29 protein-coding genes are annotated in these 23,038 nt (G+C 58.6%); 14 read left to right on the top strand and 15 right to left on the bottom strand.

Features of this window, described 5'->3' with window-relative positions; all coding sequences use genetic code 11:
* Positions 1-95: 95 nt before the first annotated feature.
* A complete protein-coding gene (locus GOW09_RS12265; protein WP_171119037.1) occupies positions 96-1,001 on the bottom strand; it encodes a LysR family transcriptional regulator in 906 nt (301 codons plus the stop codon).
* Between the two features lie 94 nt (positions 1,002-1,095).
* Between GOW09_RS12265 and metF the strand changes: the two genes are divergently transcribed.
* Together metF and GOW09_RS12275 are read left to right on the top strand one after the other, a co-directional pair.
* Complete coding sequence (metF, locus tag GOW09_RS12270; RefSeq protein WP_171118690.1) at positions 1,096-1,962, top strand: methylenetetrahydrofolate reductase [NAD(P)H]; 867 nt, start codon at positions 1,096-1,098, stop codon at positions 1,960-1,962.
* 230 nt (positions 1,963-2,192) lie between these two features.
* Positions 2,193-2,858: a J domain-containing protein gene (locus tag GOW09_RS12275; RefSeq protein WP_152458939.1), complete on the top strand. Its 666-nt coding sequence runs from the start codon at positions 2,193-2,195 to the stop codon at positions 2,856-2,858.
* 49 nt (positions 2,859-2,907) lie between these two features.
* On the opposite strand, the gene GOW09_RS12280 is transcribed toward GOW09_RS12275, so the two are convergent.
* Positions 2,908-3,426 (bottom strand): YHS domain-containing (seleno)protein, encoded by a 519-nt coding sequence (locus GOW09_RS12280; RefSeq protein WP_171118692.1) that lies wholly within the window; start codon positions 3,424-3,426, stop codon positions 2,908-2,910.
* 235 nt (positions 3,427-3,661) lie between these two features.
* On the opposite strand from GOW09_RS12280, the gene yghU reads away from it, so the two are divergent.
* The gene (gene yghU / locus GOW09_RS12285; RefSeq protein ID WP_171118694.1) at positions 3,662-4,540 is read left to right on the top strand and encodes a glutathione-dependent disulfide-bond oxidoreductase; all 879 of its coding nucleotides are present in this window, start codon (positions 3,662-3,664) and stop codon (positions 4,538-4,540) included.
* 60 nt (positions 4,541-4,600) lie between these two features.
* Here the strand turns inward: yghU and GOW09_RS12290 are convergent, their stop codons facing one another.
* Both GOW09_RS12290 and GOW09_RS12295 read right to left on the bottom strand, forming a co-directional pair.
* The gene (locus GOW09_RS12290; protein ID WP_171118696.1) at positions 4,601-5,389 is read right to left on the bottom strand and encodes an SseB family protein; all 789 of its coding nucleotides are present in this window, start codon (positions 5,387-5,389) and stop codon (positions 4,601-4,603) included.
* A complete protein-coding gene (locus tag GOW09_RS12295) occupies positions 5,382-5,993 on the bottom strand; it encodes a uracil-DNA glycosylase family protein (protein ID WP_253283471.1) in 612 nt (203 codons plus the stop codon). The genes GOW09_RS12290 and GOW09_RS12295 overlap by 8 nt, the downstream gene beginning before the upstream one ends.
* Positions 5,994-6,217: 224 nt before the next feature.
* Between GOW09_RS12295 and GOW09_RS12300 the strand changes: the two genes are divergently transcribed.
* Genes GOW09_RS12300 through GOW09_RS12315 form a run of 4 tightly spaced genes read left to right on the top strand, consistent with a single transcriptional unit; the run spans position 6,218 to position 10,783 of the window.
* Positions 6,218-6,877, top strand: a complete 660-nt coding sequence (locus GOW09_RS12300; RefSeq protein ID WP_152458943.1) for an ABC transporter ATP-binding protein — start codon at positions 6,218-6,220, stop codon at positions 6,875-6,877.
* The gene (locus GOW09_RS12305) at positions 6,855-8,432 is read left to right on the top strand and encodes a capsule biosynthesis protein (protein WP_171118698.1); all 1,578 of its coding nucleotides are present in this window, start codon (positions 6,855-6,857) and stop codon (positions 8,430-8,432) included. Before GOW09_RS12300 ends, GOW09_RS12305 begins: the two co-directional genes overlap by 23 nt.
* 5 nt (positions 8,433-8,437) lie before the next feature.
* Complete coding sequence (kdsA, locus tag GOW09_RS12310; protein ID WP_171118700.1) at positions 8,438-9,271, top strand: 3-deoxy-8-phosphooctulonate synthase; 834 nt, start codon at positions 8,438-8,440, stop codon at positions 9,269-9,271.
* 15 nt (positions 9,272-9,286) lie between these two features.
* On the top strand, positions 9,287-10,783 hold the full coding sequence (locus tag GOW09_RS12315; protein ID WP_171118702.1) for a phosphomannomutase/phosphoglucomutase: 1,497 nt from the start codon (positions 9,287-9,289) through the stop codon (positions 10,781-10,783).
* 47 nt (positions 10,784-10,830) lie between these two features.
* Here GOW09_RS12315 and GOW09_RS12320 read toward each other — a convergent pair whose 3' ends face one another.
* Complete coding sequence (locus GOW09_RS12320) at positions 10,831-12,840, bottom strand: AsmA family protein (protein ID WP_253284201.1); 2,010 nt, start codon at positions 12,838-12,840, stop codon at positions 10,831-10,833.
* A gap of 40 nt (positions 12,841-12,880) precedes the next feature.
* On the opposite strand from GOW09_RS12320, the gene rimO reads away from it, so the two are divergent.
* Positions 12,881-14,269, top strand: coding sequence for a 30S ribosomal protein S12 methylthiotransferase RimO (gene rimO, locus GOW09_RS12325; RefSeq protein WP_171118704.1), 1,389 nt, complete (start codon positions 12,881-12,883; stop codon positions 14,267-14,269).
* Between the two features lie 112 nt (positions 14,270-14,381).
* The gene (locus GOW09_RS12330) at positions 14,382-14,741 is read left to right on the top strand and encodes a hypothetical protein (RefSeq protein WP_171118706.1); all 360 of its coding nucleotides are present in this window, start codon (positions 14,382-14,384) and stop codon (positions 14,739-14,741) included.
* A 137-nt stretch (positions 14,742-14,878) separates the two neighbouring features.
* Here GOW09_RS12330 and GOW09_RS12335 read toward each other — a convergent pair whose 3' ends face one another.
* Complete coding sequence (locus tag GOW09_RS12335; RefSeq protein WP_050604769.1) at positions 14,879-15,067, bottom strand: hypothetical protein; 189 nt, start codon at positions 15,065-15,067, stop codon at positions 14,879-14,881.
* Positions 15,068-15,296: 229 nt separating this feature from the next.
* Here GOW09_RS12335 and GOW09_RS12340 point away from each other — a divergent pair, with 229 nt between their 5' ends.
* On the top strand, positions 15,297-15,539 hold the full coding sequence (locus tag GOW09_RS12340) for a CDGSH iron-sulfur domain-containing protein (RefSeq protein ID WP_171118708.1): 243 nt from the start codon (positions 15,297-15,299) through the stop codon (positions 15,537-15,539).
* On the opposite strand, the gene GOW09_RS12345 is transcribed toward GOW09_RS12340, so the two are convergent.
* From GOW09_RS12345 to GOW09_RS12365, 5 genes are all read right to left on the bottom strand, one after another.
* Positions 15,540-15,800 carry a DUF6455 family protein gene (locus GOW09_RS12345; protein ID WP_152458950.1) on the bottom strand — a complete coding sequence of 87 codons (261 nt, stop codon included), beginning with the start codon at positions 15,798-15,800 and terminating at the stop codon, positions 15,540-15,542.
* A complete protein-coding gene (locus GOW09_RS12350; RefSeq protein WP_152458951.1) occupies positions 15,800-16,069 on the bottom strand; it encodes a DUF6455 family protein in 270 nt (89 codons plus the stop codon). Before GOW09_RS12350 ends, GOW09_RS12345 begins: the two co-directional genes overlap by 1 nt.
* Positions 16,070-16,083: 14 nt before the next feature.
* Entirely contained in the window at positions 16,084-16,335 is a 252-nt protein-coding gene (locus GOW09_RS12355; protein ID WP_152458952.1) for a DUF6455 family protein, read from the bottom strand.
* A 69-nt stretch (positions 16,336-16,404) separates the two neighbouring features.
* Positions 16,405-16,773, bottom strand: coding sequence for a YigZ family protein (locus GOW09_RS12360; protein ID WP_171118710.1), 369 nt, complete (start codon positions 16,771-16,773; stop codon positions 16,405-16,407).
* On the bottom strand, positions 16,770-17,477 hold the full coding sequence (locus GOW09_RS12365; RefSeq protein WP_171118712.1) for a M48 family metallopeptidase: 708 nt from the start codon (positions 17,475-17,477) through the stop codon (positions 16,770-16,772). Before GOW09_RS12365 ends, GOW09_RS12360 begins: the two co-directional genes overlap by 4 nt.
* A gap of 120 nt (positions 17,478-17,597) precedes the next feature.
* On the opposite strand from GOW09_RS12365, the gene GOW09_RS12370 reads away from it, so the two are divergent.
* The gene (locus GOW09_RS12370; protein ID WP_171118715.1) at positions 17,598-17,846 is read left to right on the top strand and encodes a hypothetical protein; all 249 of its coding nucleotides are present in this window, start codon (positions 17,598-17,600) and stop codon (positions 17,844-17,846) included.
* Here GOW09_RS12370 and GOW09_RS12375 read toward each other — a convergent pair.
* Positions 17,834-18,109, bottom strand: coding sequence for a DUF167 domain-containing protein (locus GOW09_RS12375; RefSeq protein ID WP_171118716.1), 276 nt, complete (start codon positions 18,107-18,109; stop codon positions 17,834-17,836). The two genes, GOW09_RS12370 and GOW09_RS12375, sit on opposite strands and share 13 nt — an antisense overlap.
* A gap of 136 nt (positions 18,110-18,245) precedes the next feature.
* Here GOW09_RS12375 and GOW09_RS12380 point away from each other — a divergent pair, with 136 nt between their 5' ends.
* Both GOW09_RS12380 and GOW09_RS12385 read left to right on the top strand, forming a co-directional pair.
* Positions 18,246-18,824, top strand: coding sequence for a nitroreductase family protein (locus GOW09_RS12380; RefSeq protein ID WP_170346088.1), 579 nt, complete (start codon positions 18,246-18,248; stop codon positions 18,822-18,824).
* Positions 18,821-19,519 carry an EI24 domain-containing protein gene (locus GOW09_RS12385; protein WP_171118718.1) on the top strand — a complete coding sequence of 233 codons (699 nt, stop codon included), beginning with the start codon at positions 18,821-18,823 and terminating at the stop codon, positions 19,517-19,519. The genes GOW09_RS12380 and GOW09_RS12385 overlap by 4 nt, the downstream gene beginning before the upstream one ends.
* A gap of 6 nt (positions 19,520-19,525) precedes the next feature.
* Here the strand turns inward: GOW09_RS12385 and GOW09_RS12390 are convergent, their stop codons facing one another.
* Together GOW09_RS12390 and mce are read right to left on the bottom strand one after the other, a co-directional pair.
* Positions 19,526-19,798, bottom strand: a complete 273-nt coding sequence (locus GOW09_RS12390) for a DUF1467 family protein (protein WP_117867937.1) — start codon at positions 19,796-19,798, stop codon at positions 19,526-19,528.
* Positions 19,799-19,821: 23 nt separating this feature from the next.
* Entirely contained in the window at positions 19,822-20,226 is a 405-nt protein-coding gene (mce, locus tag GOW09_RS12395; RefSeq protein ID WP_170346086.1) for a methylmalonyl-CoA epimerase, read from the bottom strand.
* A 136-nt stretch (positions 20,227-20,362) separates the two neighbouring features.
* Between mce and GOW09_RS12400 the strand changes: the two genes are divergently transcribed.
* A complete protein-coding gene (locus tag GOW09_RS12400; RefSeq protein ID WP_171118721.1) occupies positions 20,363-21,082 on the top strand; it encodes a response regulator in 720 nt (239 codons plus the stop codon).
* Between the two features lie 172 nt (positions 21,083-21,254).
* On the opposite strand, the gene aspS is transcribed toward GOW09_RS12400, so the two are convergent.
* Complete coding sequence (gene aspS, locus GOW09_RS12405; RefSeq protein WP_171118723.1) at positions 21,255-23,033, bottom strand: aspartate--tRNA ligase; 1,779 nt, start codon at positions 23,031-23,033, stop codon at positions 21,255-21,257.
* Positions 23,034-23,038: the final 5 nt, after the last annotated feature.

Here is a 23,038-nt window from a genome sequence, read left to right on the forward strand (position 1 = left end):
CAAAAGGCTCCTGTCCGGTCAAACCGCGCGTATACTGCCGCAATGCGCCCTTGCCAAGAGGAATGATGCGCATAACAGACCCGCAGGAAACGCCGTTACTGGGATTGCAGCTTGCGCGCTTCTTCCCGGGCCAGTTTCACCAGTTCCTGCACAAAGGGTTTCTCCAGATCTTCCGACCGGACCGCGGCATAGAGACGCCGTGTAATGCCCTCTTTCGTCAAGGGTCGGGTGACGTAGTCCGAGTTGTATTTGACCTCGCGCACGACCCAATCCGGCAGCACTGAAATGCCCCGGTTCGATGCGACCAGCAGCAGAATGACGGCGGTCAGTTCCACCTGCCGGATCGTTGCAGGCTCAACCCGCGCCGGGATCAACAGCTGGCTGAACACATCCAGACGCGTGCGCTCCACCGGATAGGTGATCAGGGTCTGGCCGCGAAAATCCTCGGCCTCGACAAAGCCTTTCTTGGCCAGGGGATGGGTCGAAGCGGCCACAAACACCGCGTTATAATCGAAAAGTTCGACAAATTCGACGCCCGGCAGGTCTTCGGGATCGGACGAGACCACCAGATCGACCTCTTCTTTCTGCAAGGCCGGAAGCGCGTCGAAGGCCAGACCGGGGCGGATATCGACATCAACGTCGCCCCAGGACTTCCTGAAGGATTCGAGCACCGGGAACAGCCATTCGAAACAGGCGTGGCATTCGATGGCTATGTGCATCCGCCCTGTGCGCCCGTCCCGCAGCGAAGAAAATTCATTCTGGGCGGCTTCGACCTGCGGCAGGATCTGCTCGGCCAATCGCAACAGGCGCAAACCGGCAGCCGACAGTTTCATGGGTTTGGAGCGGCGCAGAAACAGCTCGACCCCGGCCTGATCCTCCAACCCTTTGATTTGATGGCTCAATGCGGACTGGGTGATGTTCAACTGATCCGCAGCGCGGGCCAGCCCGCCGCATTCATGGATCGCCTTGATGGTGCGCAGGTGCCGGAATTCAATATGCATTTCAAACAGCATTCATGTTGTTGTTGAGTAATATGAGTTTGTTTCACAATGCTCGCCATGGCACAAGAGGCACAGTTGATCCAGTGAGGCCACGATGTCCAAACCTGAAATTTCCTTCGAGTTCTTTCCGCCCAAAACTCTGGAAGCCTCATTCCGCCTTTGGGACACGGTCCAGACATTGGCCCCTTTGGATCCCCGCTTTGTTTCCGTCACCTACGGCGCTGGTGGCACGACGCGTGAACTGACACGCGACGCGGTTTCGACCCTGCACAAGTCATCGGGCCTGAACGTGGCCGCTCATCTGACCTGTGTCGATGCTTCGCGGCAGGAAACGCTGGAGATCGCAGACACCTTTGCCCGCGCCGGCGTGCAGGACATCGTCGCCCTGCGCGGCGACCCGCCGAAGGGTCAGGACAAGTTTGTGCCGCACCCCGACGGGTTTTCCAGTTCAGTCGAACTGATCGAGGCACTGGCCGAAACCGAAATGTTCAGCATTCGTGTCGGGGCCTATCCCGACACCCACCCCGAGGCCGCAAACATGGCTGCGGATGTGGACTGGCTGAAGGCCAAGCTGGACGCAGGCGCAGACGAAGCGCTGACGCAGTTCTTTTTCGAAGCCGAAACCTTTTTCCGGTTCCGCGATGCTTGCGTCAAGGCCGGCATCGACAAACCGATCGTGCCGGGCATCTTGCCGATCGAGAACTGGGCAGGTGCTCGCAACTTCGCCAAGCGCTGTGGCACGCATATTCCCCAGTGGGTCGAACAGGCGTTTGAAAAGGCGGTGCGCGATGGGCGTGAGGATCTGTTGGCCACGGCAATCTGCACAGAGCTGTGTTCAGACCTGATCGAAGGCGGCGTGGACAAGCTGCACTTCTATACCCTGAACCGTCCCGAACTGACGCGCGATGTCTGCTTTGCACTGGGCATTACACCGAGCGTTGAGTTGGAAAACGTCGCCTGACTTTCAAAAAACCCAATGATTCGCCCGGGTTACGTTTACACCCGGGCGTTTGTCGTTTCAGAACATGTGTACTGTTTCACAACCCCGCCCCTAAAACGGTGCCTTTGAGGGACAATTGAATCTCAGCATCGCGATTGTTGTCCCCAGCCCGGCAAATCATCCCTGAAATTTGACAAAACTATGACTGTGACCACACTGGTTCTGTGTAGTTTGTAAAGAGTGTTTTGAGTATGGAACCTGTCGATAAAGTGCGGGCGCGCGCGGATGCGTTGGCGGATCTGGGGTTGAGTCCCTGCGCCGGTTCCCAAGAGATCAGGGACGCCTGGAGGCAGATCGCATTCCATTCACATCCCGATCATACGGATGGGGACAGTTCCGGTTTTTCGCGCGCCAAAGCGGCTTATGATTTTCTGCGCAAGGAAGGGTTGGTTACAAAAGGTGGTGCCAGTTCCGGCCCTCCGCAACCGCGCCGCCCCCGTTTGAAAAAGCGCATCATCGAACTTCCGCTGGAAGATATCGCCGCCTGCAAGGCGATTCTGAATCCCGACCAGAGGTTGCCGCAAATGCACGATGAAGCCGATACTCAGGACACATCTGATGCATGTGTCTCGGATCACGTTCCCGACGCGGTCGGGTGTTACGGGCGGCATCTGACCTATTTTGTCACCACGCCCGTGCATCATGGGGCAAATCGCGTGGCCTTGCCAACGACCGTCCTGACCAACGCGCGTCACACCGAGGCTGAAATTCTGAGCTTCCAGTCAAAAGATACCGGCGCCGGAGAAGTCATCATCCCCGATACGATCCGCGAACGGAAGTTTCCGGGGGCCAAAAGTGTACGGATCAGGTTTGATGCCGATCAGGATATTCGGGATCAATTCTGGCTTGCGGGGTAACGGCCTCAGCCCGGCTTGACCAGCCGGGCTTGGTTCTTTTGATGCCGGATCAGTTTGAAACCGGGCCTTCCGACGTGAATTTCGGGATCACATTGGTCGAGGCGTCGCTTGGTTCGATACCGGGCCAGTTGCCTTCGGCAAGATTGATATTGCCTGGAATGTCTTCCTCGAAAAATCCGACAACCACGTCGGTGATGTTGAGATACAGCTTGTCATCCACGATCCGCCACAGGTTTGGATTTGCAGGAACCTTGCCACCACGCGACACGCCGTAAGCGCAGTGCCCATCATATTGCGGCGCGTAGTATGCTGGGTTTTCAAGGAATTTGTCGCGGTTTTCCTCGGTCGCAAATGCCCAGGTCGCACCGTTGTACTCGGCGGTGATGTTGGTATTTCCACGCACACCTTCGGGCTGCGACTGGCCAACTGGCATCTGATCCAGGCTGCGATAGGCAACGACATCATAACCCGAAACAGCAAAACCTGTGCCGTCGATATATTGAGGGCCGGCAAAAGCCGGAACCGCCAGAGCTATGGCCGTAGCGAGTGTCAATGCAAAGCGTTTCATGTCGTCTATCCTTTTCGGGTCAACTAAATCCGTGATGCCTTGCGGCAGGTCTGACAGGACAATATGCGATTCCCAAGCGGTGCGTAGTCCCCCTAACGCCGCTGTGACCCGACACGAGAAAACGTGAGAGTTTGGCGGCGGATTGTTACAGAATACGCCAGTTGAGTAGGGTTGGACTCGGCGGTTTGCAATATTAGCTGTATGGCAGCCCTGACATAGGCAAGAAAGGCAAGAGATGAGCGACCAACCCTCGTATACCCCTCCAACGGTCTGGACCTGGGACAGTAAAAGTGGCGGACAATTCGCCAACATCAACCGGCCGATCGCCGGCGCGACCCATGACAAGGACCTGCCGGTCGGACGGCATCCTCTTCAGCTGTACTCGCTCGCGACACCTAATGGCGTGAAAGTCACGGTGATGCTGGAAGAGCTGTTGGCACTTGGTCATGAAGGCGCTGAATACAACGCCTGGCTGATCAACATCGGAGAAGGCGACCAATTCAGCTCGGGCTTTGTCGAGGCCAACCCGAACTCGAAAATCCCCGCGCTTTGGGATCGGTCGGGCGACAAACCTGTTCGTGTTTTTGAAAGCGCCTCGATCCTGTTCCATCTGGCTGAAAAGTTCGGCGCGTTTCTGCCCGCATCCGGCCCGGAGCGGACCGAGGTGATGAACTGGGTGTTCTGGCAGATGGGCAGCGCGCCGTATCTGGGCGGTGGGTTCGGGCATTTCTACGCCTATGCACCCGAGAAATGGGAATACCCGATCAACCGTTTCGCCATGGAGACCAAGCGCCAACTGGATGTTTTGGATCGTGAACTGGCGGAAAAAACCTTCATCGCGGGCGAAAACTATTCCATCGCGGACATGGCGATTTGGCCCTGGTATGGCCAGTTGGTTCTGGGCCGCCTTTACAGCGCGGCAGAGTTCTTGGACGTGGAATCCTACAAGAACGTCATGCGATGGGCCAAGGCAATCGACGCGCGCCCTGCGGTTCAGCGTGGCCGCATGGTCAACCGCGCCTTTGGCGAGCCGCACACGCAGCTTCACGAACGCCACGACGCCAGCGATTTCGAAACCCGCACGCAGGACAAGCTGGAAGCGGCGGCGGAATAAACATATCCTAGGCGCAACGACACGCGGTGCAGCTTGTGCCGCGTGTTTGCGTTTGGATGGTTATTTCAGAATGGGTGGGTTGTCCGGATTGCTGCCGGGGGCTTCGCGGACCGCTCCGGCAATTTGCGGCTGGGGCAGATCAAACCGAAGGCCCACCTTGGCCAGAAGCGCGGCGGCGGCCTCGCTTGCGGTGAAAAACCCGACATCCATCGCGCCTGCCTCAATCCCGGAAAAGGTCAGCGCCTCGGACGCGGCCTTGGCCAAAGCGGGCTCGGCCCCTTCAATCGCATCGACAAATCCCAACAGATGGCCCTGCGCGCCCGATTTGGACTTGGTGGCAACCAAATAGGCTGCGCTGGCAAGTCCGCCCGCCGTCGCCAGTTTCGCATCCAGCGCGGTCAGCAGGTTCTGCGGCAGACCGGCAGGGGGCAAAAACTCGGCAAGCTCTTCCTCGACCTCTTGCGGGCTGTGTTGCAACGTTTCAGCCAACCATTCCAGGGCTTCCGCCGGGACCAGCATGGAAGATGGCGCAGTCTCCAGGTTCAGACCAAGCCCGATGCCCTGCCCCGACAGCATCCCCGAAAGCACCCGCCCCGACAGCGCCACATAAGGCACGGGCCGCTCGGCAAACTGCGCCAGCCGGTCCTCACGATCAAAGGCCAGAACAAAGCGCCCGTCAGCCACATCGAACAATTCGGGCGAGATATTCTCGTACCGCGCTTCTTCGGTCAGCATCAGAAACAGCTCGCTATCCGCAAGCCGTTCAAAGAAACGCAGACGGGCGGCATCACTTGTCGGGTCCGCCTGCATCGCGGCATGCGCAGTGTCCAACGCCGTGGATTCAGTCATTCAGCACCTCTTGGACCCGTGTACGCAAAACAGGCAGCAGTTCAGCCTCGAACCACGGGTTTTTCTTCAACCATGCCGTATTGCGCCAGGACGGGTGAGGCAAGGCAAAGACCCGCGGCGCATGGTCCCGCCAGTTGCGAACGGTGTCCGTCACCGACCCGCGCGCGCCAAGATGAAACTTGTGTGCATGACCTCCAACCAACACGGTCAGCGGCACACGCCCCAGGTCCTGCATCACCCGGTCGTGCCAGGTCTTGCGGCAAATCGCAGGTGGCGGAAGATCAGCATTGCGCGCATCATACCCAGGAAAGCAGAACGCCATCGGTACGATCGAAACACGGTCGCGATCGTAAAAAACCGACTCACCAATCCCCAGCCAGTGCCGCAGCCTGTCGCCGGACGGGTCGGTGAAGGGCCGCCCCGACTCGTGCACACGGGCGCCCGGTGCCTGCCCCGCGACAAGGATCGGTGTTCCGGGGCGGAACCAGACCACCGGGCGCGGCTCGTGTGCGGTTTCTGTTTGCGCGAACCTGTCGGCACACAAGCGGCAGGCGCGGATTTCCTGACGTAACGCGTTCATCTGATCCTGAAGGCCCCTGCCCATCCGGTCTGTTGTTGGCTGCCAAAACAGATAATAACGACCTGACGCGGCACCAAGTGACCGATAACCTTTTCTGCACCCAATCAGACATTCATGCGCGCAACCGGACCGCATTGATCATTTGTTTCATAATTCGACATAATGTAGCCAACATGGGACGGTAAAAAATACCCTTTCTGGCCGCCCGCAAGTGCGACAACACGAACGAAACGAGCAGCAGACCCCGAATGCTAGAATTCGACAACGTCAGCAAATCCTTCTGGACCGGAACGCGCCGCAAGGTGATTCTGGATCGGGTCTCGTTTCGGGTCGAACTGGGTACCTCACTGGGCGTTCTGGCCCCGAACGGAACCGGAAAAACCACGTTGATCAACATGATGGCCGGCCTGGAGAAACCCGACGAAGGCGTGGTCCGTCGCGAATGCCGGGTTTCTTTCCCCATGGGGTTCACCGGTGGCGTGTCGGGAAAACTGTCAGCGCTTGAGAACGCGCGCTACATCGCCAAGATCTACGGTATGGACCCCGACTATATCGAGGCCTACTGCAAATGGCTCTGCGGTCTGGGCGAATATTTCGACCAGCCCCTTGCCACTTACTCCTCTGGGATGAGGGCGCGTTTCACCTTTTCTTTGATGCTGGCGCTGGACTTTGACATGTATCTCATCGACGAAGGGATGCCGGCAACAACAGATGTCGAATTCAACGAAAAGGCAGGGGCGATCCTGAAGGAAAGGTTGCGCACGACGACTTTGGTGATCGTCTCGCACAGCCCGTCCGTGTTGGAGAAATTCGCCCAGAAAGCGGCCGTACTTCTGGACGGGCAATTGTATATGTTTGACTCCTTGGAAGAGGCAAAGCAGCTGTATGACTACGAAACCCAAGGTTAGAAAATACAACTGGCGCCGCAGACGCCAGGCGGAAAGCTCGGCCGAGGCGCGATCGGACGCCATCTCGCGTATTCGCAACGCGACGCAAGGCCCCGAGGCCGCCGGCGAAGCACAGCCCGGGACGCAGCTGGATGACATCAAGCGCGAAGGCCTGACGGGCCGTCAATTGCGTATCGCACGACGTCTGGCGCAGAAACATGGTCTGGCCGCGACGTCGGACTATGACGCGGTGCGATTGCTGCGCAAAAAGGGCATCGACCCCTTCCAGCGCACCAATCTTCTGGACCTTGCCGCCGCAAGGCCATCGGACGAGGGTGACAAACCCAAGGACAGGATCAACGTTCAACTGCCGCAGGCCATGGGTGCCGAGAAAACAAACCTGCCCGGGCCCGAGCTCAGCCCGGCTGAGCGGCGCAATTTTGAAATTGGCCAAATCCAAAAAGACATCGCCCGTCGTCGCAAGCGTAAATTGTTTGGACTGTTTGCGCGTCTGGCGGCCTTTGTGTTCCTGCCGACCTTCATTGTCGGCTTCTATTTCTACCGCATCGCCACGCCGATGTATGCCAGCGATTCCGAATTCCTGATCCTGCAAGCGGATGGCGGACCGGGCAATATCGGCGGTCTTCTTGCCGGTACGCAATTCGCCACCACGCAGGATTCGATCTCGGTTCAGTCCTTTCTGGAATCGAAAGAAGCTTTGCTGTTGCTGGACCGCGATGCCGGGTTTTCTGATGTCTTCAAGCAGGAATGGATCGACCCTATTCAAAGACTGGCACCGGACGCCTCGCTTGAAGACGCCTATAAGCTGTTCAAACGCATGATCACCATCGGCTATGACCCGACCGAAGGGGTCATTCGGATGGAGGTTGCCGCCCCCGACGCGCAGACATCGACCGAATTTTCCGAGCGCCTGATCTCTTATGCCGAAGACAGGGTGAATGCCTTGTCCGGAAAAAAACGTGAAGACCAGATGCGCGACGCGCTGCAAAGTTTCGAAGCGGCGCAGGAAGCGCGCAGGCAGGCTCAGGAAGAGTTGATCGAGCTTCAGCTTCAGGGCGCGGTTCTTGACCCCGAAAACGTCATTGCCAGCCTGCGAGCCCGCATCAACGAAATCGAAATACTGGTTCAGGACAAAGAGCTTGAGCTCGCCGCGCTTCAGGACAACCTGCGCCCGAACAAGGCAAAGGTTGATGGCGTCAAGGCAGATATCGCCCGCCTGGAAAAGGTTCTGAGAGAACTGAATGCCGAGATGCAGGATGCCTCGGACGGCGAAAACTCGCTGGCGCGGCTGAGCGTGCGTATCCAGATCGCGCAGGCGGACCTGGCGGCGCGTGACATGATGCTGCAAACGGCAATGCAGCAAATGGAAGCGACCCGGTCCGAAGCCAACCGGCAGGTGCGCTATCTGACCGTCTCGGTCAACCCCGTTCCCAGTCAGGAACCCAGTTATCCGCGCAAGTTCGAAAATACGATTTTGGCATTCCTGTTGTTTGCTGGTATCTACCTGATGATCTCGCTTACCGCGTCGGTCCTTCGTGAACAGGTATCCTCATAAAACTCATGAAACATGTTAAAATCTCCGACCTGACAGTCGGCAACGACCTTCCGCTGACCATCATAGCTGGGCCATGTCAGCTTGAAACGGCAGACCATGCGCAGATGATTGCGGGCAAGATGAAAGAAGCCTGCGACGCAGCCGGGGCGCAATACGTCTTCAAGGCGTCTTATGACAAGGCGAACCGAACATCCCTGTCGGGCAAGCGTGGCATGGGCATCGATGCGGGGCTGAACGTACTGGATGACATCCGCAAAACGATGGGTATCCCGGTTCTGACCGATGTTCATACCGAAGCGCAATGCGCCATCGCCGCCGAGGCGGTGGACGTTCTGCAAATTCCGGCATTCCTGTGCCGTCAGACCGACATGCTGCTGGCGGCCGGGAACACCGGCAAAGCGGTCAATGTGAAAAAGGGGCAATTCCTTGCACCTTGGGAAATGACCAACATCGTCGACAAAATCGAAAGCACCGGAAATCAGAATATCCTGCTGACCGAACGTGGCACCTCATTTGGCTACAACACGCTGGTTGCCGATATGCGTGCGCTGCCCCAAATGGCGAAGACCGGGTATCCGGTGGTGATGGACGCCACCCATTCCGTGCAGCAACCCGGAGGCAAGGGCGGGTCTTCGGGCGGACAACGCGAATTTGCACCCGTGATGGCCCGCGCCGCGGTTTCTCTGGGTGTTGGGGCCGTGTTCATTGAAACCCATCAGGATCCGGACTCGGCCCCATCGGACGGGCCAAATATGATCCCGCTCGACCAGATGCCCCTACTTGTTGACACATTGATGCGATTTGATGCGCTTGCTAAAGCGAATCCGATACAGATTTAAAGATTGAGATTTCTTATGATCAAACCCCTCACCGAGGTAACACCCAACAGCTGGAACTTTCTGCGCGACGCGATGATCACGCCCACCGGGTTCCGTGAATACGATGCCCGTTGGAAATATCCTGAAGAGATCAACCTGCCCGGCATGACCGCGCTTGGGCTGGGGCTTGGCACGCAGATGCACAGACGCGGGATCGAGCCTGTGATCGCAGTCGGCAACGACTATCGAGATTATTCATTGGCGATCAAGAATGCCCTGATGCTGGGCCTGATGCAGGCTGGTATCCGTGTCAAAGACATCGGCCCTGCGCTCAGCCCAATGGCCTATTTTGCGCAGTTCCATCTGGATGTGCCCGCAGTGGCCATGGTTACCGCCAGCCACAACCCGAACGGCTGGACCGGGGTCAAAATGGGTTTTGACCGCCCGCTGACCCATGGTCCGGATGAGATGTCGGAACTGCGTGACATCGTTCTGAACGGCGAGGGGGTCGCGCGCGAAGGCGGCTCGTACGAGTTCGTCGATGGCGTCAAAGAGGCCTATATCGACGACTTGGTCGGGGATTTCAAAATGTCCCGCCCGCTGAAAGTGGTCTGCGCAACAGGCAACGGCACGGCTTCGGCCTTTGCGCCCGAGATTTTCGAACGGATCGGGGTTGAAGTCGTGCCCAGCCATAACCAGCTGGACTTTACCTTCCCCAACTACAACCCGAACCCGGAAGCCATGGAGATGCTGCACGACATGGCCGCCACGGTGAAATCCAGCGGTGCCGACCTGGCGCTGGGGTTTGACGGTGACGGAGACCGCTGCGGCGTCGTCGATGATGAGGGTGAGGAGATCTTTGCCGACAAGGTTGGCGTGATCATGGCGCGTGATCTGGCCAAGCTTCACCCCGGATCGACCTTTGTTGCGGATGTGAAATCCACCGGTCTGTTTGCCAGCGACCCCGAGTTGCAGGCCCTGGGCGTCAAAGCCGATTACTGGAAGACCGGCCACAGCCACATGAAGCGCCGCGTCAAGGAAATCGGGGCACTGGCAGGGTTCGAAAAATCAGGCCACTACTTTTTGGCCGAACCGATCGGGCGTGGATACGACTGTGGAATGCGTGTCGCAGTCGAAATCTGCAAACTGATGGACCGCAACCCGGGCAAGAGCATGTCGGACCTGCGCAAGGCCCTGCCCAAGACCTGGTCTACCCCCACGATGTCACCACACGCCGCCGATACCGAGAAATATGATATCCTTCAGCGGCTGGTCGACAAGCTGGTCGCCAAGGGAGATGCGGGCGAAACACTCGCTGGCCGCGCAATCAAAGAAGTGGTCACGGTGAACGGCGCACGCGTGATTCTGGACAACGGAAGCTGGGGCCTGGTGCGGGCTTCGTCCAATACCCCCAATCTGGTCGTCGTCTGTGAAAGCAGCGAAAGCGAGGCTGAGATGCGCGCCATCTTCGCGGACATTGACGCCGTCATCCGAACCGAGCCCGGTGTCGGCGATTACGACCAAACCATCTGAACACAACTGCTTGGGGCATATCCCGATGCCCCAAGCACGATGGTTGCTCAGTCGCCGCCGAATAATTTGAGCAGACCTTTTTTTGCCTCTTCTTCAAGTTTATTCTTGATGGCGTCTTCGATCTGATCACTGTCGGTGATCGTCGTATCCAATTCGTTGCCGACCTTTTCAAAAACCTTCTGTTTGGCGTCGTCTTCCAGTTCCTTGACCTTCACATCCGCAGCAGCCTCGATCACCTTGGTCAGGTCCGGCTTGATCGCCGGATCGCTCCAGGGGCCTTTGATGTGAACGGGAACCGATATCCCCTGCCCGGAATTGGCGCGCAGCGCCACAGGCGTGAACAGATAGTCGATGTTGCGGGCCCCCAGATCCACGGTGCCAGTGCCATCTGCGCGGAAATTCTTCAGTGACATGAGCAGGTCGCTGTTCGTCAACACGCCCTGGTCGATGGTGAAACTGGCCGTCAGGCTGTTGAACACGGTGGTTCCGCCTGATCCGGTGCCCTGCCCCATCAATCGGTCCAGATCGAGCCCGGAAATCACTCCGGGACCGACATCCAGGTTTCCTTTGCCGCTGAGGGACCGCATGATCTGATCCTCGGACTGGCCGACGCCCAGAAACTCAAACGCTCCCGCAGCGGTTCCCGACAGGCGTTTGACCCCGGCCATCGTGGTCAGTGCCTGTTCCAGATCGATCCCGGTGGCGGTCACGTTGCCGCCGACAGACAGGCCGTTGCGGTTGTTGGCCACCACCTGACCGTGCAACTGACCCGCAAACAGCGTGGCCGGGTGCATTTCCAGAACGGCCCGCGACCGATCCAGCGACAGGGTCAGATCGCTTTTGCCGAACGTCATCCCGGGCACCGCGATCGAGTTCGCCGTCAGGCGGATCTTACCGTTCGCCAATGCCAGAGCAGACGCGTCGATAGGGTCCTTCGACCACCCCTCAGGTGCAGGAGCGTTTGCCTGAGACGTGCCGCCTGAGGCAGAAGCGGTTTCGGAAATCCGCGACAGCTCCAGATCACCGGCTTCCAGACGGGCCACGATACGCGGCGGGTCCGAAATGGTGATATCCGCCTCGCCCACGAACCGGTTGTCATCCAATTGCGCAACCATGTTCCGCATGGAAATCCGCCCGTCCTGCGTATACGTCATATGCGCTGAAATGTCGGCGGTCTTGCCCAATCCGGGCGGTACGGATGTGCCAGCCTGACCGAAGGCGGCAAGCATCCTTTCCGTGTCCCGCGTCACCACCTTGGTCGTTCCATCCATTTCGCCCGCAAGATTGACGCGCCCGTCAAATCCGATCTCTCCGCCCGGGGCCGTCAAAGCCAGTTCCAGATCAGTCACTGACCCGGCGGCAAATGCCGGTAAGTCCGGGATTTTCAGGTCAACCTGAACCGCCCCTCCGGGCACTGGCATGGCGGCCTCCATCACCAACGGGGCCGCCACCTCGGGCCAGCTTGCAGATAGTGTCACGCCCGAGAAATCCATCTGCGTCGAACCATTTTCCACGTAAATCAGCCGTGCATTTGTCAGCTCCAGCTGATCCAGCGTGACCTGCCCCGAGGGCTCAGCGGGTGTGGTGCCCCCGGTCGCGACCGCAGTTGTCGCGGTTGTCGGGGCGCTCAACTCCCAATTGCCGCGCCCATCTGATCGTTCCAACCGCAGCACGGGATTGTCTGCAAAAACTCGTTTGATCCGCAGATCCCCATTCAACAGCCCGGCAGCGTCCACTCCGACGGCCAGGCTATCCGCGCTGAGCATCGGCTCCGGTCCGGCCCAGCTTGCGTTGCCGAAACGCACCGGTCCGGTTTCCATCCCGACCACCGGCCAGAAGGAAATGCGCACATCACCGGTCAGCGTCAGATCACGCCCGGTCTGGGCCTTGACCTGCTCGGCCAGAATCGCGGCAAGCTTTTCCCCCGGCATCAGCAACAGTGCGCCAATGATCAACGCGATCACAGCGGCAACGATAAACAGGATGCGCATCAGCCATTTCATTTTCTGCTCTCCGCCTTTTGGCTTGTCATTGCCGTGATCATTCAAATCACGCATCACATTTGCAAGGGCAAGCTTTCCCGACTATATGCCGCGCATGACGACAAACCCGCCGAACCTCCGCCCCGACCTGGCACCTTCTGCCCGGATCACCGAGACACCCCAATCGAACCAGCCGACCATCGGCATGGTGTCGTTGGGCTGCCCGAAGGCGTTGGTCGACAGTGAACGCATTCTGACCCGGCTACGTGCCGAAGGATACGGCATTTCGCCAGATTATGCCGGGGCCGATGCTGTCATCGTGAACACCTGCGGGTTCCTCGACAGCGCCAAAGCGGAATCGCTGGACGCGATCGGAGAGGCGCTGGTGGAAAACGGCAAAGTCATCGTGACCGGCTGTCTGGGGGCCGAGCCGGATTACATTCGCGAACATCACCCCCGCATCATGGCTGTCACCGGCCCACACCAATACGAGCAGGTGCTGGATGCGGTGCATGCCGCCGTGCCCCCCGATCCTGATCCTTTCGTGGACCTGTTGCCCGCCAGCAGCGTGCAGTTGACGCCGCGCCATTACAGCTATCTGAAAATTTCCGAAGGCTGCAACCACAAGTGCAAGTTCTGCATCATCCCCGACATGCGCGGAAAATTGGCCAGCCGCCCGGCGCATGCGGTTCTGCGCGAGGCGGAAAAGCTGGTGCAAAACGGCGTGCGTGAGTTGCTGGTGATTTCGCAGGACACCTCGGCCTATGGCTTGGACCGGAAATACGACATCAACCCGTGGAAAGATGTTGAAGTGCGCAGCCATATCACCGATCTGGCGCGCGAGTTGGGGCAGCTCGATGCCTGGGTGCGGCTGCACTATGTGTATCCCTATCCGCATGTGCGAGACCTGATTCCGCTGATGGCGGATGCCGGGTGCAACGTGCTGCCTTATCTGGATATCCCGTTTCAACACGCCCACCCGGATGTGCTGAAACGCATGGCCCGCCCGGCCGCGTCGGCCAGAACGTTGGATGAAATCAAGGCCTGGCGCGCGATCTGCCCGGATATCACCCTGCGGTCGACCTTTATCGTCGGCTATCCGGGTGAGACGGAGTCGGAATTCCAGACCCTTCTGGACTGGATGGACGAGGCTCAACTGGATCGGGTCGGGTGTTTTCAGTATGAAAACGTCGATGGCGCGCGGTCAAATGACCTGCCCGATCACGTTCCGGCCGAAATCAAGCAGGAACGCTGGGATCGCTTCATGGAAAAGGCACAGGCGATCTCGGAGGCCAAGTTGCGAGCGAAGGTCGGGCAGACGCTTGAGGTGATCGTGGACGAGGTCGATGACGAGGCCGCCACCTGCCGCACCAAAGCAGACGCGCCCGAGATCGACGGCAATCTGTTCATCGATGAGGGGTTCGAAAACCTCAGGCCCGGTGACATCGTCACGGTCGAAGTGGACGAGGCCGGAGAATACGATTTGTGGGGCAAGCCTGTCTAAGGTCTGACACCGCGTCGAGCACACGGCATATGGGCAAAGCGTGAACCGAGTTTATTGGCCGAACACGCGGTCAGACCCGATCTTGGACTGAAAGCCAATCATGGAGGTTTTCATGTCCCGTATCTTCAAGCTTGGCCTGAATTGCGTGGTTTTCCTGATGGCCGCGCATTTCGTGGCCACTCCCGGGTACGCCCAGCCTACACAGGTCGGCTCTGCCGGATTCATTACGGTTGGCGGCAAACATCTAAGCTTTCACAAAAACGGCCGTCACAAGATAAACCGGTATTACGTGGCCCCGAAGGCCAAGTCATATGCCAAGCGGCCCAAGGCGCATATCAAAAAGCCGGCCCCGGGTTATCGATACACTGCCCCCAAACGGCGTGTCATCGGGCATATCCCCTACGGGTCGGTCAAACGACAGAAATTCAAGTCATTCAAGTTCAAGCATACCTACGGCTTCAAAAGGCACTAAACAGGGTTCACGCAACGCGAAGAACGCAACCTGTCCGATAGCCGCGAAATCGCAGGCAAGAAAAAAACCGCCACAACTGGTGACGGTTTTTCCTGAAAGCGTACAGGCGGTCCGGGTCAGGGCCGCCTGCGAATGGCTTACTGAGTGATAGGGTCACAAACCGTCTGGCCAGCCTCGGTTGTGGCCAATTGATAACCACCCGGACAGCTGGGTGTGCCGGCTTTGTCATAGCTGGGCTGAACGTAAACAGGTGTCGGTTCTTCCTGCTGCGCACAGGCAGTCAGGATCAGTGCAAATGCGCCAACGGCAGCGAGTTTCAGTTTCATGTCCGTCAATCCTTTATTACTTTTCTGATATTGCCCAGCTTTTCGGGGCCAAGTTAAGAATACGGGCTGAACGACAATCTGGCAACTGAATCGATCACGTCTTCGTGAGTCACAGCGAATCCATGCCAATCCAATGGCGCAATGATGTTCTTTGAGGCGTAAAACCTATCCTTCTGACTCCGGCGCCCTAAACTGTTGCAGCGAATTCAGCCAAAGACGGAGAAGCCATATGTCAAACGCGCCCATTGTTGCCCAGAAATCGCCATTTCCGGTCGAGGTCGTCGAAGGGAAAACCTATTTCTGGTGCGCCTGCGGCAAATCCAGCCGCCAGCCGTTTTGCGACGGATCGCACAAAGGCACCGGGTCAGAGCCCGTGAAATATACAGCGGAAAGCAGCAAAAAGGTCTTCTTTTGTGGCTGCAAACACAGTTCGAAACCGCCTTTGTGCGACGGAACGCACAACGGGCTTTGATCAGGTTTTCAACCCATTCAATATCTCGGCATTGGGGCAAAAATCCGGGGCAGTGGTCGCTGTGCCCTGTTGCCGGGCAAGCCAAAACTCGCATTGCACATCACATCCGGCAGCGCGGCACCGTGTGACAAGTTCAGCGTATTTTTCGGGTGAAAGACGTCCTTCGGCCATCGCTTCGGTCATTGAAATGCCCATGCAGCGCGACACCGAGCGTGTAAGCCAAAAGTGCTTTTCGATTTCCCCTAACGCGACCTGAGACATCAAGCGTTCTCCACCTGCTTGGTTTTGAGGGCGGCAAAGTATTTGCGATTCGGGCATGTCGACGGCGCCTGTTCAACCTGCTCGCGCCGTTCCAACCATTCCGGGCAGTCCTTGGCCCAGGAACAGCCGCGACACTGCTGCACGATTTCAGCCCATTCTTCCTGTTTCAGATGACCTTTCCGATAGGCCGCGGCCAAGTCGGTTCCGGTTGCTTGCCCCATACGCAACACCAAGCGCAGATGGGTCATGATTTCGCCCAGATGTGTCATGGCAGACCTTTGTGTCAAGGCAGGAGATTGTGAAGCAATTCCTGATTTCGGCAGTATTCGGGCGTACGCCGAGCAGATCCGGGATCGTTCAGCAAACTCTTGCAGTGATCCGGGTTCGGGCAGTCGGTACAGCGCAAAACAGCATCAGAGATCTGGTCCACGGAAACGGAACCATCAATGGCGGCTTCCTCAAGATCAATGTCCAGCATTCTGGCCATATCGTCCACCAATCCGGCATGCAGCCGCAGGGTCTCGTGGGTGGGCATGCTGTTTCCTTTCGCTTTCACGCTGTGTCCAAAGGGTAGCGCATCCGCGAAGGCAAACATTGACTCAGGTCAAGATTGGACGCCGATGTGATCCAGATAGGCCCGCGTGGCATCCTGAACACGGCGAAAGCGATCCCCGCCCAGTTTCTTGCCGCCATACCAGCGCGTCACGATAATTACGTGATTTTTCAGCCCGGCGCGTTCGATCATCCGAAGGATCACCATGCCCGCGCCGCTTTCCCCATCATCAGCTTTTAACGCGCCAGTCGGCAAGGCCGCGGCCCAGGTGTTGTGGGTGGCCTTGGCATAGCTCTTGTCGGATTTCAAATCGTTCAAAACGGCGTCGATTTCAGCCCGCGTCGTGACCTGCGCCCCAGACACCGCGTATTTCGAGCCGCGATCCGTCAGGACGACACCCAGGCATGTGAGCCGGCTCATTGGGACAAACCCAATTGCTCTGCTGTTTCCCGCACGATCTGCACACGTTGTGCATTTGGTGGGTGGGTTCCCAAAAACCTGTCACCGGGATCCGGGATGCGATCAAAGAACCTTGCCCCGACCAACGGATTGTATCCCGCATTATACGTGATGATGGTTCCCAACTGGTCTGCCTCCAGCTCAAAGTCTTTCACATAAGCCTGAACGCCGACCTGCGCGCCCAGCTTTTGCGCCTCTTCAATGGCGGCGGCGTCCCCGCCGCGCAACTCTGCCACCCGCCCGAACTCAGCCGCGCTGGCGCTGGCGATTTCACTCTGCCTGGCGATGTGCCCCAACACGTGGTGGGCTGCTTCATGCCCCATGACAAACGCCAGTTCATCCGCGTTCTGGGTGGATTCGATCATCGAGCGGGTGAAAATGATCACCGGCTGCTTGTTCTCATCCAGCGTCTGGAATGCATTGACCGAAGCCTGAGGGTTCAAGTCGACAAGAATCCGAAAGTCGCAATTCTGCCCGGTCGTCTGTTTCAGACACTGTCTGCGGGCTTCCGCCCCAACGGCCCGACTGACCTCTCGGAAGGTTTGCACCATCGGTTCGGCCTCTGGCTCATCCCCCCGCCATTCCTCGGCGGGTTGGACGCGCAAGGCCCCCTCTCCACATGCAGCAAGCAGCAGGGACAGCAAAAAAACAAACCATCTGTGCATGTCATATCCTTTGAGACCGAATGGCCGTGATTTCAACATAGTACGACCGTGCCGGCGAAACCACACCGCCGGTTCAACGAACGGCTTGCATTGCGCCCCGGCGGCTTGCACTCTGGCCTCATGTTTACGATTGAGCATGAATTCGACTCGACGGTCATTACGCTTGTGGACGAAGGCGAACAACCTTTGCAGGAAGATGTGGTGATCAACAATTTCGCGGAATGCGTCACGCTGGAACAACTTGATCCCCGCACCGATCAAATACAGAAGATCACGTTGTCGCCCGAGCAGGTGCGGGATCTGGCGGCCGCGCTGGATCTGCCCGAAGGTGTTTATCAAATTCGCGAAACCGGACCTCAGGCGTCATAGGAAAACAGCTTGATCCGTGCGGCTTGCCCCTGCTTCAGCATCAGGGTCGAGGGCGCGACGCCAAGACATTCTGCAAGCAGCAACTGCACGGCCCTGTTGGCCTTGCCGTTTTCCGGCGGGGCCGTAACGGATACCTTGATCTGACCGTCTTCGACGCTCACCCGATCGCGGGCCGCCTTGGGCGTCACCTTCAGTTTGAAAACGGCCCCGGCCTGCGCCATCGCGCTGAGATCCGGCAGATCGCGCAGTTTGGGTTTCGCCATTGTCTCCTCTTTTTTTCTCAAAGTCTTGCACGAAGCACGTCGTAATGAAATTGATCCACGCAATCCATTGGCGTGCCCTTGAAACGGACAGGATACCGACCAAGATACAGAGTCGTGATGTAAAGGAAGTTAACATATGTCCCTGAAAAACCCCGCCGCTCTGGAGTTTTTGCAGTCGCGCCGGTCCCGGCCGGCCAAGACACTGGTTGCTCCGGCCCCAACCCGGGAGGAGTTGCTGCCATTGCTGACGGCCGCCGCCCGCAGCCCCGATCACGGCAAACTGGAGCCCTGGCGATTCATCGTTCTGGAAAAGGGCGCGATGCCACGTCTGGCGACCCTGACCGAGGCCTGCGGGAAAAGGCTGAACAAAAGCCCGGAAGACATCGCCAAGGCGCGCAGCCAGTTCGATATGGGGCATCTGGCCGTCGCGGTCATCGAGGTTCGCAAGCAATCCGAAAAGATCCCGGCCATCGAACAATCCTACTCTGCCGGCGCGGTCTGTCTGGCGCTGCTGAATGCCGCCCTGGCTGCGGGCTGGGGCGCCAATTGGCTGTCGGGCTGGCAAACACATGATCGCGCGTTCTGTGTCGATGCTTTCGGGCTTGCCGAAAACGAACGCGTGGCCGGGTTGATTCATATCGCCACCGAGGGCGCGACCCCGCCGGAACGCCCCCGGCCCGATGTGGCCGCGTTGACAGAGTGGGTTTCGGAATGATCATCCTGAACGCCTTTTTCGGCGCACTTGGTCAGACCGGAGATCCCAAGTTCCGTGCCGTTTTGCTGCGCGGAGTGGGGTTGACCATTCTGCTGCTGGTTCTCGCCTGTGCAGGTGCGATCTGGTTGATCAACTGGTTGTCGGGCAGCGAAATCTCATTGCCGTTCGTGGGGGCTGTCCCGTGGCTGAACGACGTTCTGAACTATTCCGGTATCGTGCTCGTCCTGATCCTGCCCGTTTTTCTGATGGTGCCGGTCGCATCGGCCATCACCTCGATCTTTCTGGACGAGGTGGCACAGGCGGTTGAGGACAAACATTTTCCGGCGTTGCCGCCCGCCCGGCGTATCCCGGTCTCAGAGGCGGTAATGGACGGTCTCAGCTTTCTTGGTGTTCTGATTGTGGCAAACCTGCTGGCGCTGATCCTGTACGCAATTTTCACCCCGCTTGCGCCTTTCATCTTTTGGGCGATGAACGGGTTCTTGCTGGGGAGGGAATATTTCACCCTGGCTGCGATGCGAAGAATCGGGCGCGACGGGGCACGCAAGCTGCGGTCCAAACACTCGACAACGATCTGGGTGGCGGGCACCTTGATGGCCATTCCGCTTTCAGTGCCGCTGGTGAACCTGGTGATCCCGATCATCGGGGCCGCCACGTTCACCCATATCTATCACACCGTGTCGGGCCAAAAGGCCTGACGGGGATTATCTTGGCTCCAGTTGGTTCAGCCAGTCGAAATCCCGCACCGAGATCACGCCCGACAGGATGATCCCGGCGATGATCGCCCACAGAACCACAGAGATACCGGTGGTGATCCACATCTTTCTTTTCATGTGATGCACTTCCGGCGCGCCCGCATGCGTGCCGGGAACGATGTCACCCAGATCGCCCTGGGTTTTGATGCGAATGGGCAGCACCACCAACAACGTCATGAACCAGATGACGGCGAACAACACCAGCGCGGCAGTAATGGTCATTTCGGGCCCTCCGGGGCTGGGGGTTATACCTGCTCCAGCTCGACCAGGCAGCCGTTGAAATCCTTGGGGTGCAGAAACAGAACCGGTTTTCCATGCGCACCGATCTTGGGCTCACCTGATCCCAGAACGCGGGCTCCGGTCGCTTTCAGATGATCACGGGCCGCGATGATATCCTCGACCTCGTAACATACATGGTGGATACCGCCGGCCGGGTTCTTTTCCAAAAACCCGTTGATCGGGCTGTCATCACCCAGCGGATACAGAAGTTCGATCTTGGTGTTGGGCAGTTCGATGAACACGACCGTGACACCGTGATCCGGCTCGTCCTGCGGCGCGCCGACTTTGGCGCCCAGCGCGTTGCGGTATTGCTCGGACGCCGCCTCAAGATCCGGTACGGCGATGGCGACGTGGTTCAGACGTCCAATCATGTCTCACTCCTGCTGTCCTGCGTTGCATGGGTTATGGGGGCTGACCCGCCAAAGGACAAGTGCGCCAAATCGCGCGTTAACGTCGTGTTAGCCAGAAGTTCCTAGCGTGAAGCATCTGCTGCATAGGAGAGCTGCCATGGACGATTCGGGCCTACTTGCCACCACCACCGCCGCGCCCACCGCGACTCGACCCTTGCTGGGTCAGACCATACTGGTTGTCGAAGACAGCCGGTACGCTTGCGATGCCATCCGCCTGATGTGCCTGCACAGCGGCGCGCGCATTCGCCGTGCGGATTGCCTGAAATCGGCCCGAAGGCATCTACAGATCTATCGGCCTTCGGTCATCCTGGTCGATATGGGCCTGCCGGACGGATCCGGCGCCGACCTGATCGCCGAATTGGCCGAGGCCACGCCCCGTATCAGTGTCATCATGGGCCTGTCGGGCGATGACGGCAGCGAAGACATGGCTCTTGCGGCCGGAGCGGATGGGTTTTTGTCCAAGCCGCTAAAATCAATGTCTCATTTTCAGAAATCCATTCTGGAACGCCTGCCGGAGGATCGGCGGCCCAGCGGGCTTCATGCCGTGCGCGATGAAATCATCCGCCCGGACCCTTTGGCCTATCAGGACGACATGGCCCATATCGCCGATGTGCTCGCAGGTCCCAACGATCATCGTGCCTTGGACTACGCCGCTCAGTTCCTGCACGGCGTCGCGCGCGAGGCAAATGACAGGCCCTTGGCGGAAGCAGCGCGAAAGCTGGCATTGTCACGCGCGAACGGGACGCCGATCATGGCGCAGGCGGCGCAGGTTGCCGGGATGGTGCAGAACCGACTGGAACAGCGAGAGGCGATTTGAAATGGTGACAGCCTATTTCATCACTGCAACCCTTTTGTGCATCTGGCTGTACCGCCAAACACGGCAGGCCGCGCGTTCCATCCGCGTCAACCGAAACAATCTGAAAGACCCGCTGGACTGACACAGGCTGCCTGCGTGAAAAAAACCGCCCGCGATACGCGGGCGGATTTTTTTACTGGTCCTGAGGGATAATGCGAAGACCCAGCTCCATCAACTGATCCGAGGTCGGGTCCGAAGGTGCGTCCATCATCAGATCTTCGGCACGCTGGTTCATCGGGAACATCATGACTTCGCGGATATTGGCCTCATCTGCCAGCAACATCACGATCCGGTCGATACCAGCCGCGCATCCACCGTGTGGCGGGGCGCCGTAGTGGAAGGCATTGAACAGGGCACCAAAGCGGGATTTTACTTCATCCTCGCCATAGCCCGCCAGTTCAAAGGCCTTCAGCATGATTTCCGGCTTGTGGTTCCGGATCGCGCCTGAAACCAGCTCGTACCCGTTGCACGCCAGATCATACTGGTAGCCGCGCACATCCAGCGGGTTGCCCTGCAACGCCTCCATACCGCCCTGCGGCATCGAGAACGGGTTGTGCTCAAAGTCGATCGCGCCGGTTTCATCGTCTTGCTCATAGATCGGGAAATCGACGATCCAGGCAAAGGCAAAACGGTCTTTTTCGGTCAGGTTCAATTCCTCACCGATCACGTCACGCGCCTTACCGGCAACCTTTTCAAAGGCTTTTGGCTTACCGCCCAGGAAGAAGGCTGCATCGCCGACACCCAGACCCAGTTGCTGACGGATTGCCTCGGTGCGCTCGGGGCCGATGTTCTTGGCCAACGGACCCGCAGCATCCATCCCCTCACCTTGATCGCGCCAGAAGATATAGCCCATGCCCGGCAGACCCTCTTTCTGGGCAAAGGCGTTCATGCGGTCGCAGAACTTGCGGCTGCCGCCGCCCGGCGCGGGGATCGCGCGGATCTCGGTGCCTTCCTGTTCAAGCAGCTTGGCGAAGATCGCGAAACCGGAACCGCGGAAATGCTCGGACACCACCTGCATCTTGATGGGGTTCCGCAGGTCCGGCTTGTCGGTGCCGTACCACAGCGCCGCGTCCTTGTAGGAAATCTGCGGCCAGTCCTGATCAACCTTGCGACCGCCGCCAAATTCTTCGAACACGCCGGTCAGAACAGGTTGAATGACGTCGAACACGTCCTGCTGCTCGACAAAGGACATCTCGAGATCCAACTGGTAGAAGTCGGTGGGCGACCTGTCAGCCCGTGGATCTTCATCTCGGAAACAGGGCGCAATCTGGAAATACTTGTCGAAACCCGACACCATGATCAGCTGCTTGAACTGCTGCGGGGCTTGCGGCAACGCATAGAATTTGCCCGGATGCAGGCGCGAAGGCACCAGGAAGTCGCGCGCGCCTTCGGGCGACGAGGCGGTGATGATCGGCGTCTGATACTCGCGAAAACCCTGATCCCACATCCGTTTACGCATGGACGCAACCACGTCCGAGCGCAGGGTCATGTTCCGCTGCATCGCCTCGCGGCGCAGGTCCAGATAGCGATAGCGCAGGCGGGTTTCCTCGGGGTATTCCTGATCGCCGAAGACCATCAGCGGCAATTCGTCGGCGGCCCCCAGAACTTCCAGTTCGCGTACGTAAACCTCGATCTCGCCGGTGGGCAGTTTCGGGTTCACCAGGTCCGGGTCCCGGGCTTTGACGGTGCCGTCGATACGGATGCACCATTCGGACCGCACCTTTTCCAGCTCGGCAAAGGCGGCGCTGTCGCCGTCGCACAGGATCTGGGTTACGCCGAAATGGTCGCGAAGATCGATGAACAGCACGCCCCCATGATCTCGAACCCGATGCACCCAACCGGACAGGCGAACGGTTTCTCCAACATTGGCGGCGGTCAAGGCGGCGCAGGTGTGGCTGCGATAGGCGTGCATGGAAT

The sequence above is a fragment of the Ruegeria sp. HKCCA5463 genome (assembly GCF_013034175.1).
Taxonomy (GTDB): Bacteria; Pseudomonadota; Alphaproteobacteria; order Rhodobacterales; family Rhodobacteraceae; genus Ruegeria.

Excerpts from the sequence above, each read along its gene's own strand:
- GOW09_RS12265 (WP_171119037.1), bottom strand. The coding sequence starts at position 1,001 with ATGCATATTGAATTCCGGCACCTGCGCACCATCAAGGCGATCCATGAA.
- metF (WP_171118690.1), top strand. The coding sequence starts at position 1,096 with ATGTCCAAACCTGAAATTTCCTTCGAGTTCTTTCCGCCCAAAACTCTG.
- GOW09_RS12275 (WP_152458939.1), top strand. The coding sequence starts at position 2,193 with ATGGAACCTGTCGATAAAGTGCGGGCGCGCGCGGATGCGTTGGCGGAT.
- GOW09_RS12280 (WP_171118692.1), bottom strand. The coding sequence starts at position 3,426 with ATGAAACGCTTTGCATTGACACTCGCTACGGCCATAGCTCTGGCGGTT.
- yghU (WP_171118694.1), top strand. The coding sequence starts at position 3,662 with ATGAGCGACCAACCCTCGTATACCCCTCCAACGGTCTGGACCTGGGAC.
- GOW09_RS12290 (WP_171118696.1), bottom strand. The coding sequence starts at position 5,389 with ATGACTGAATCCACGGCGTTGGACACTGCGCATGCCGCGATGCAGGCG.
- GOW09_RS12295 (WP_253283471.1), bottom strand. The coding sequence starts at position 5,993 with ATGGGCAGGGGCCTTCAGGATCAGATGAACGCGTTACGTCAGGAAATC.
- GOW09_RS12300 (WP_152458943.1), top strand. The coding sequence starts at position 6,218 with ATGCTAGAATTCGACAACGTCAGCAAATCCTTCTGGACCGGAACGCGC.
- GOW09_RS12305 (WP_171118698.1), top strand. The coding sequence starts at position 6,855 with ATGACTACGAAACCCAAGGTTAGAAAATACAACTGGCGCCGCAGACGC.
- kdsA (WP_171118700.1), top strand. The coding sequence starts at position 8,438 with ATGAAACATGTTAAAATCTCCGACCTGACAGTCGGCAACGACCTTCCG.
- GOW09_RS12315 (WP_171118702.1), top strand. The coding sequence starts at position 9,287 with ATGATCAAACCCCTCACCGAGGTAACACCCAACAGCTGGAACTTTCTG.
- GOW09_RS12320 (WP_253284201.1), bottom strand. The coding sequence starts at position 12,840 with ATGCGTGATTTGAATGATCACGGCAATGACAAGCCAAAAGGCGGAGAG.
- rimO (WP_171118704.1), top strand. The coding sequence starts at position 12,881 with ATGACGACAAACCCGCCGAACCTCCGCCCCGACCTGGCACCTTCTGCC.
- GOW09_RS12330 (WP_171118706.1), top strand. The coding sequence starts at position 14,382 with ATGTCCCGTATCTTCAAGCTTGGCCTGAATTGCGTGGTTTTCCTGATG.
- GOW09_RS12335 (WP_050604769.1), bottom strand. The coding sequence starts at position 15,067 with ATGAAACTGAAACTCGCTGCCGTTGGCGCATTTGCACTGATCCTGACT.
- GOW09_RS12340 (WP_171118708.1), top strand. The coding sequence starts at position 15,297 with ATGTCAAACGCGCCCATTGTTGCCCAGAAATCGCCATTTCCGGTCGAG.
- GOW09_RS12345 (WP_152458950.1), bottom strand. The coding sequence starts at position 15,800 with ATGTCTCAGGTCGCGTTAGGGGAAATCGAAAAGCACTTTTGGCTTACA.
- GOW09_RS12350 (WP_152458951.1), bottom strand. The coding sequence starts at position 16,069 with ATGACACATCTGGGCGAAATCATGACCCATCTGCGCTTGGTGTTGCGT.
- GOW09_RS12355 (WP_152458952.1), bottom strand. The coding sequence starts at position 16,335 with ATGCCCACCCACGAGACCCTGCGGCTGCATGCCGGATTGGTGGACGAT.
- GOW09_RS12360 (WP_171118710.1), bottom strand. The coding sequence starts at position 16,773 with ATGAGCCGGCTCACATGCCTGGGTGTCGTCCTGACGGATCGCGGCTCG.
- GOW09_RS12365 (WP_171118712.1), bottom strand. The coding sequence starts at position 17,477 with ATGCACAGATGGTTTGTTTTTTTGCTGTCCCTGCTGCTTGCTGCATGT.
- GOW09_RS12370 (WP_171118715.1), top strand. The coding sequence starts at position 17,598 with ATGTTTACGATTGAGCATGAATTCGACTCGACGGTCATTACGCTTGTG.
- GOW09_RS12375 (WP_171118716.1), bottom strand. The coding sequence starts at position 18,109 with ATGGCGAAACCCAAACTGCGCGATCTGCCGGATCTCAGCGCGATGGCG.
- GOW09_RS12380 (WP_170346088.1), top strand. The coding sequence starts at position 18,246 with ATGTCCCTGAAAAACCCCGCCGCTCTGGAGTTTTTGCAGTCGCGCCGG.
- GOW09_RS12385 (WP_171118718.1), top strand. The coding sequence starts at position 18,821 with ATGATCATCCTGAACGCCTTTTTCGGCGCACTTGGTCAGACCGGAGAT.
- GOW09_RS12390 (WP_117867937.1), bottom strand. The coding sequence starts at position 19,798 with ATGACCATTACTGCCGCGCTGGTGTTGTTCGCCGTCATCTGGTTCATG.
- mce (WP_170346086.1), bottom strand. The coding sequence starts at position 20,226 with ATGATTGGACGTCTGAACCACGTCGCCATCGCCGTACCGGATCTTGAG.
- GOW09_RS12400 (WP_171118721.1), top strand. The coding sequence starts at position 20,363 with ATGGACGATTCGGGCCTACTTGCCACCACCACCGCCGCGCCCACCGCG.
- aspS (WP_171118723.1), bottom strand. The coding sequence starts at position 23,033 with ATGCACGCCTATCGCAGCCACACCTGCGCCGCCTTGACCGCCGCCAAT.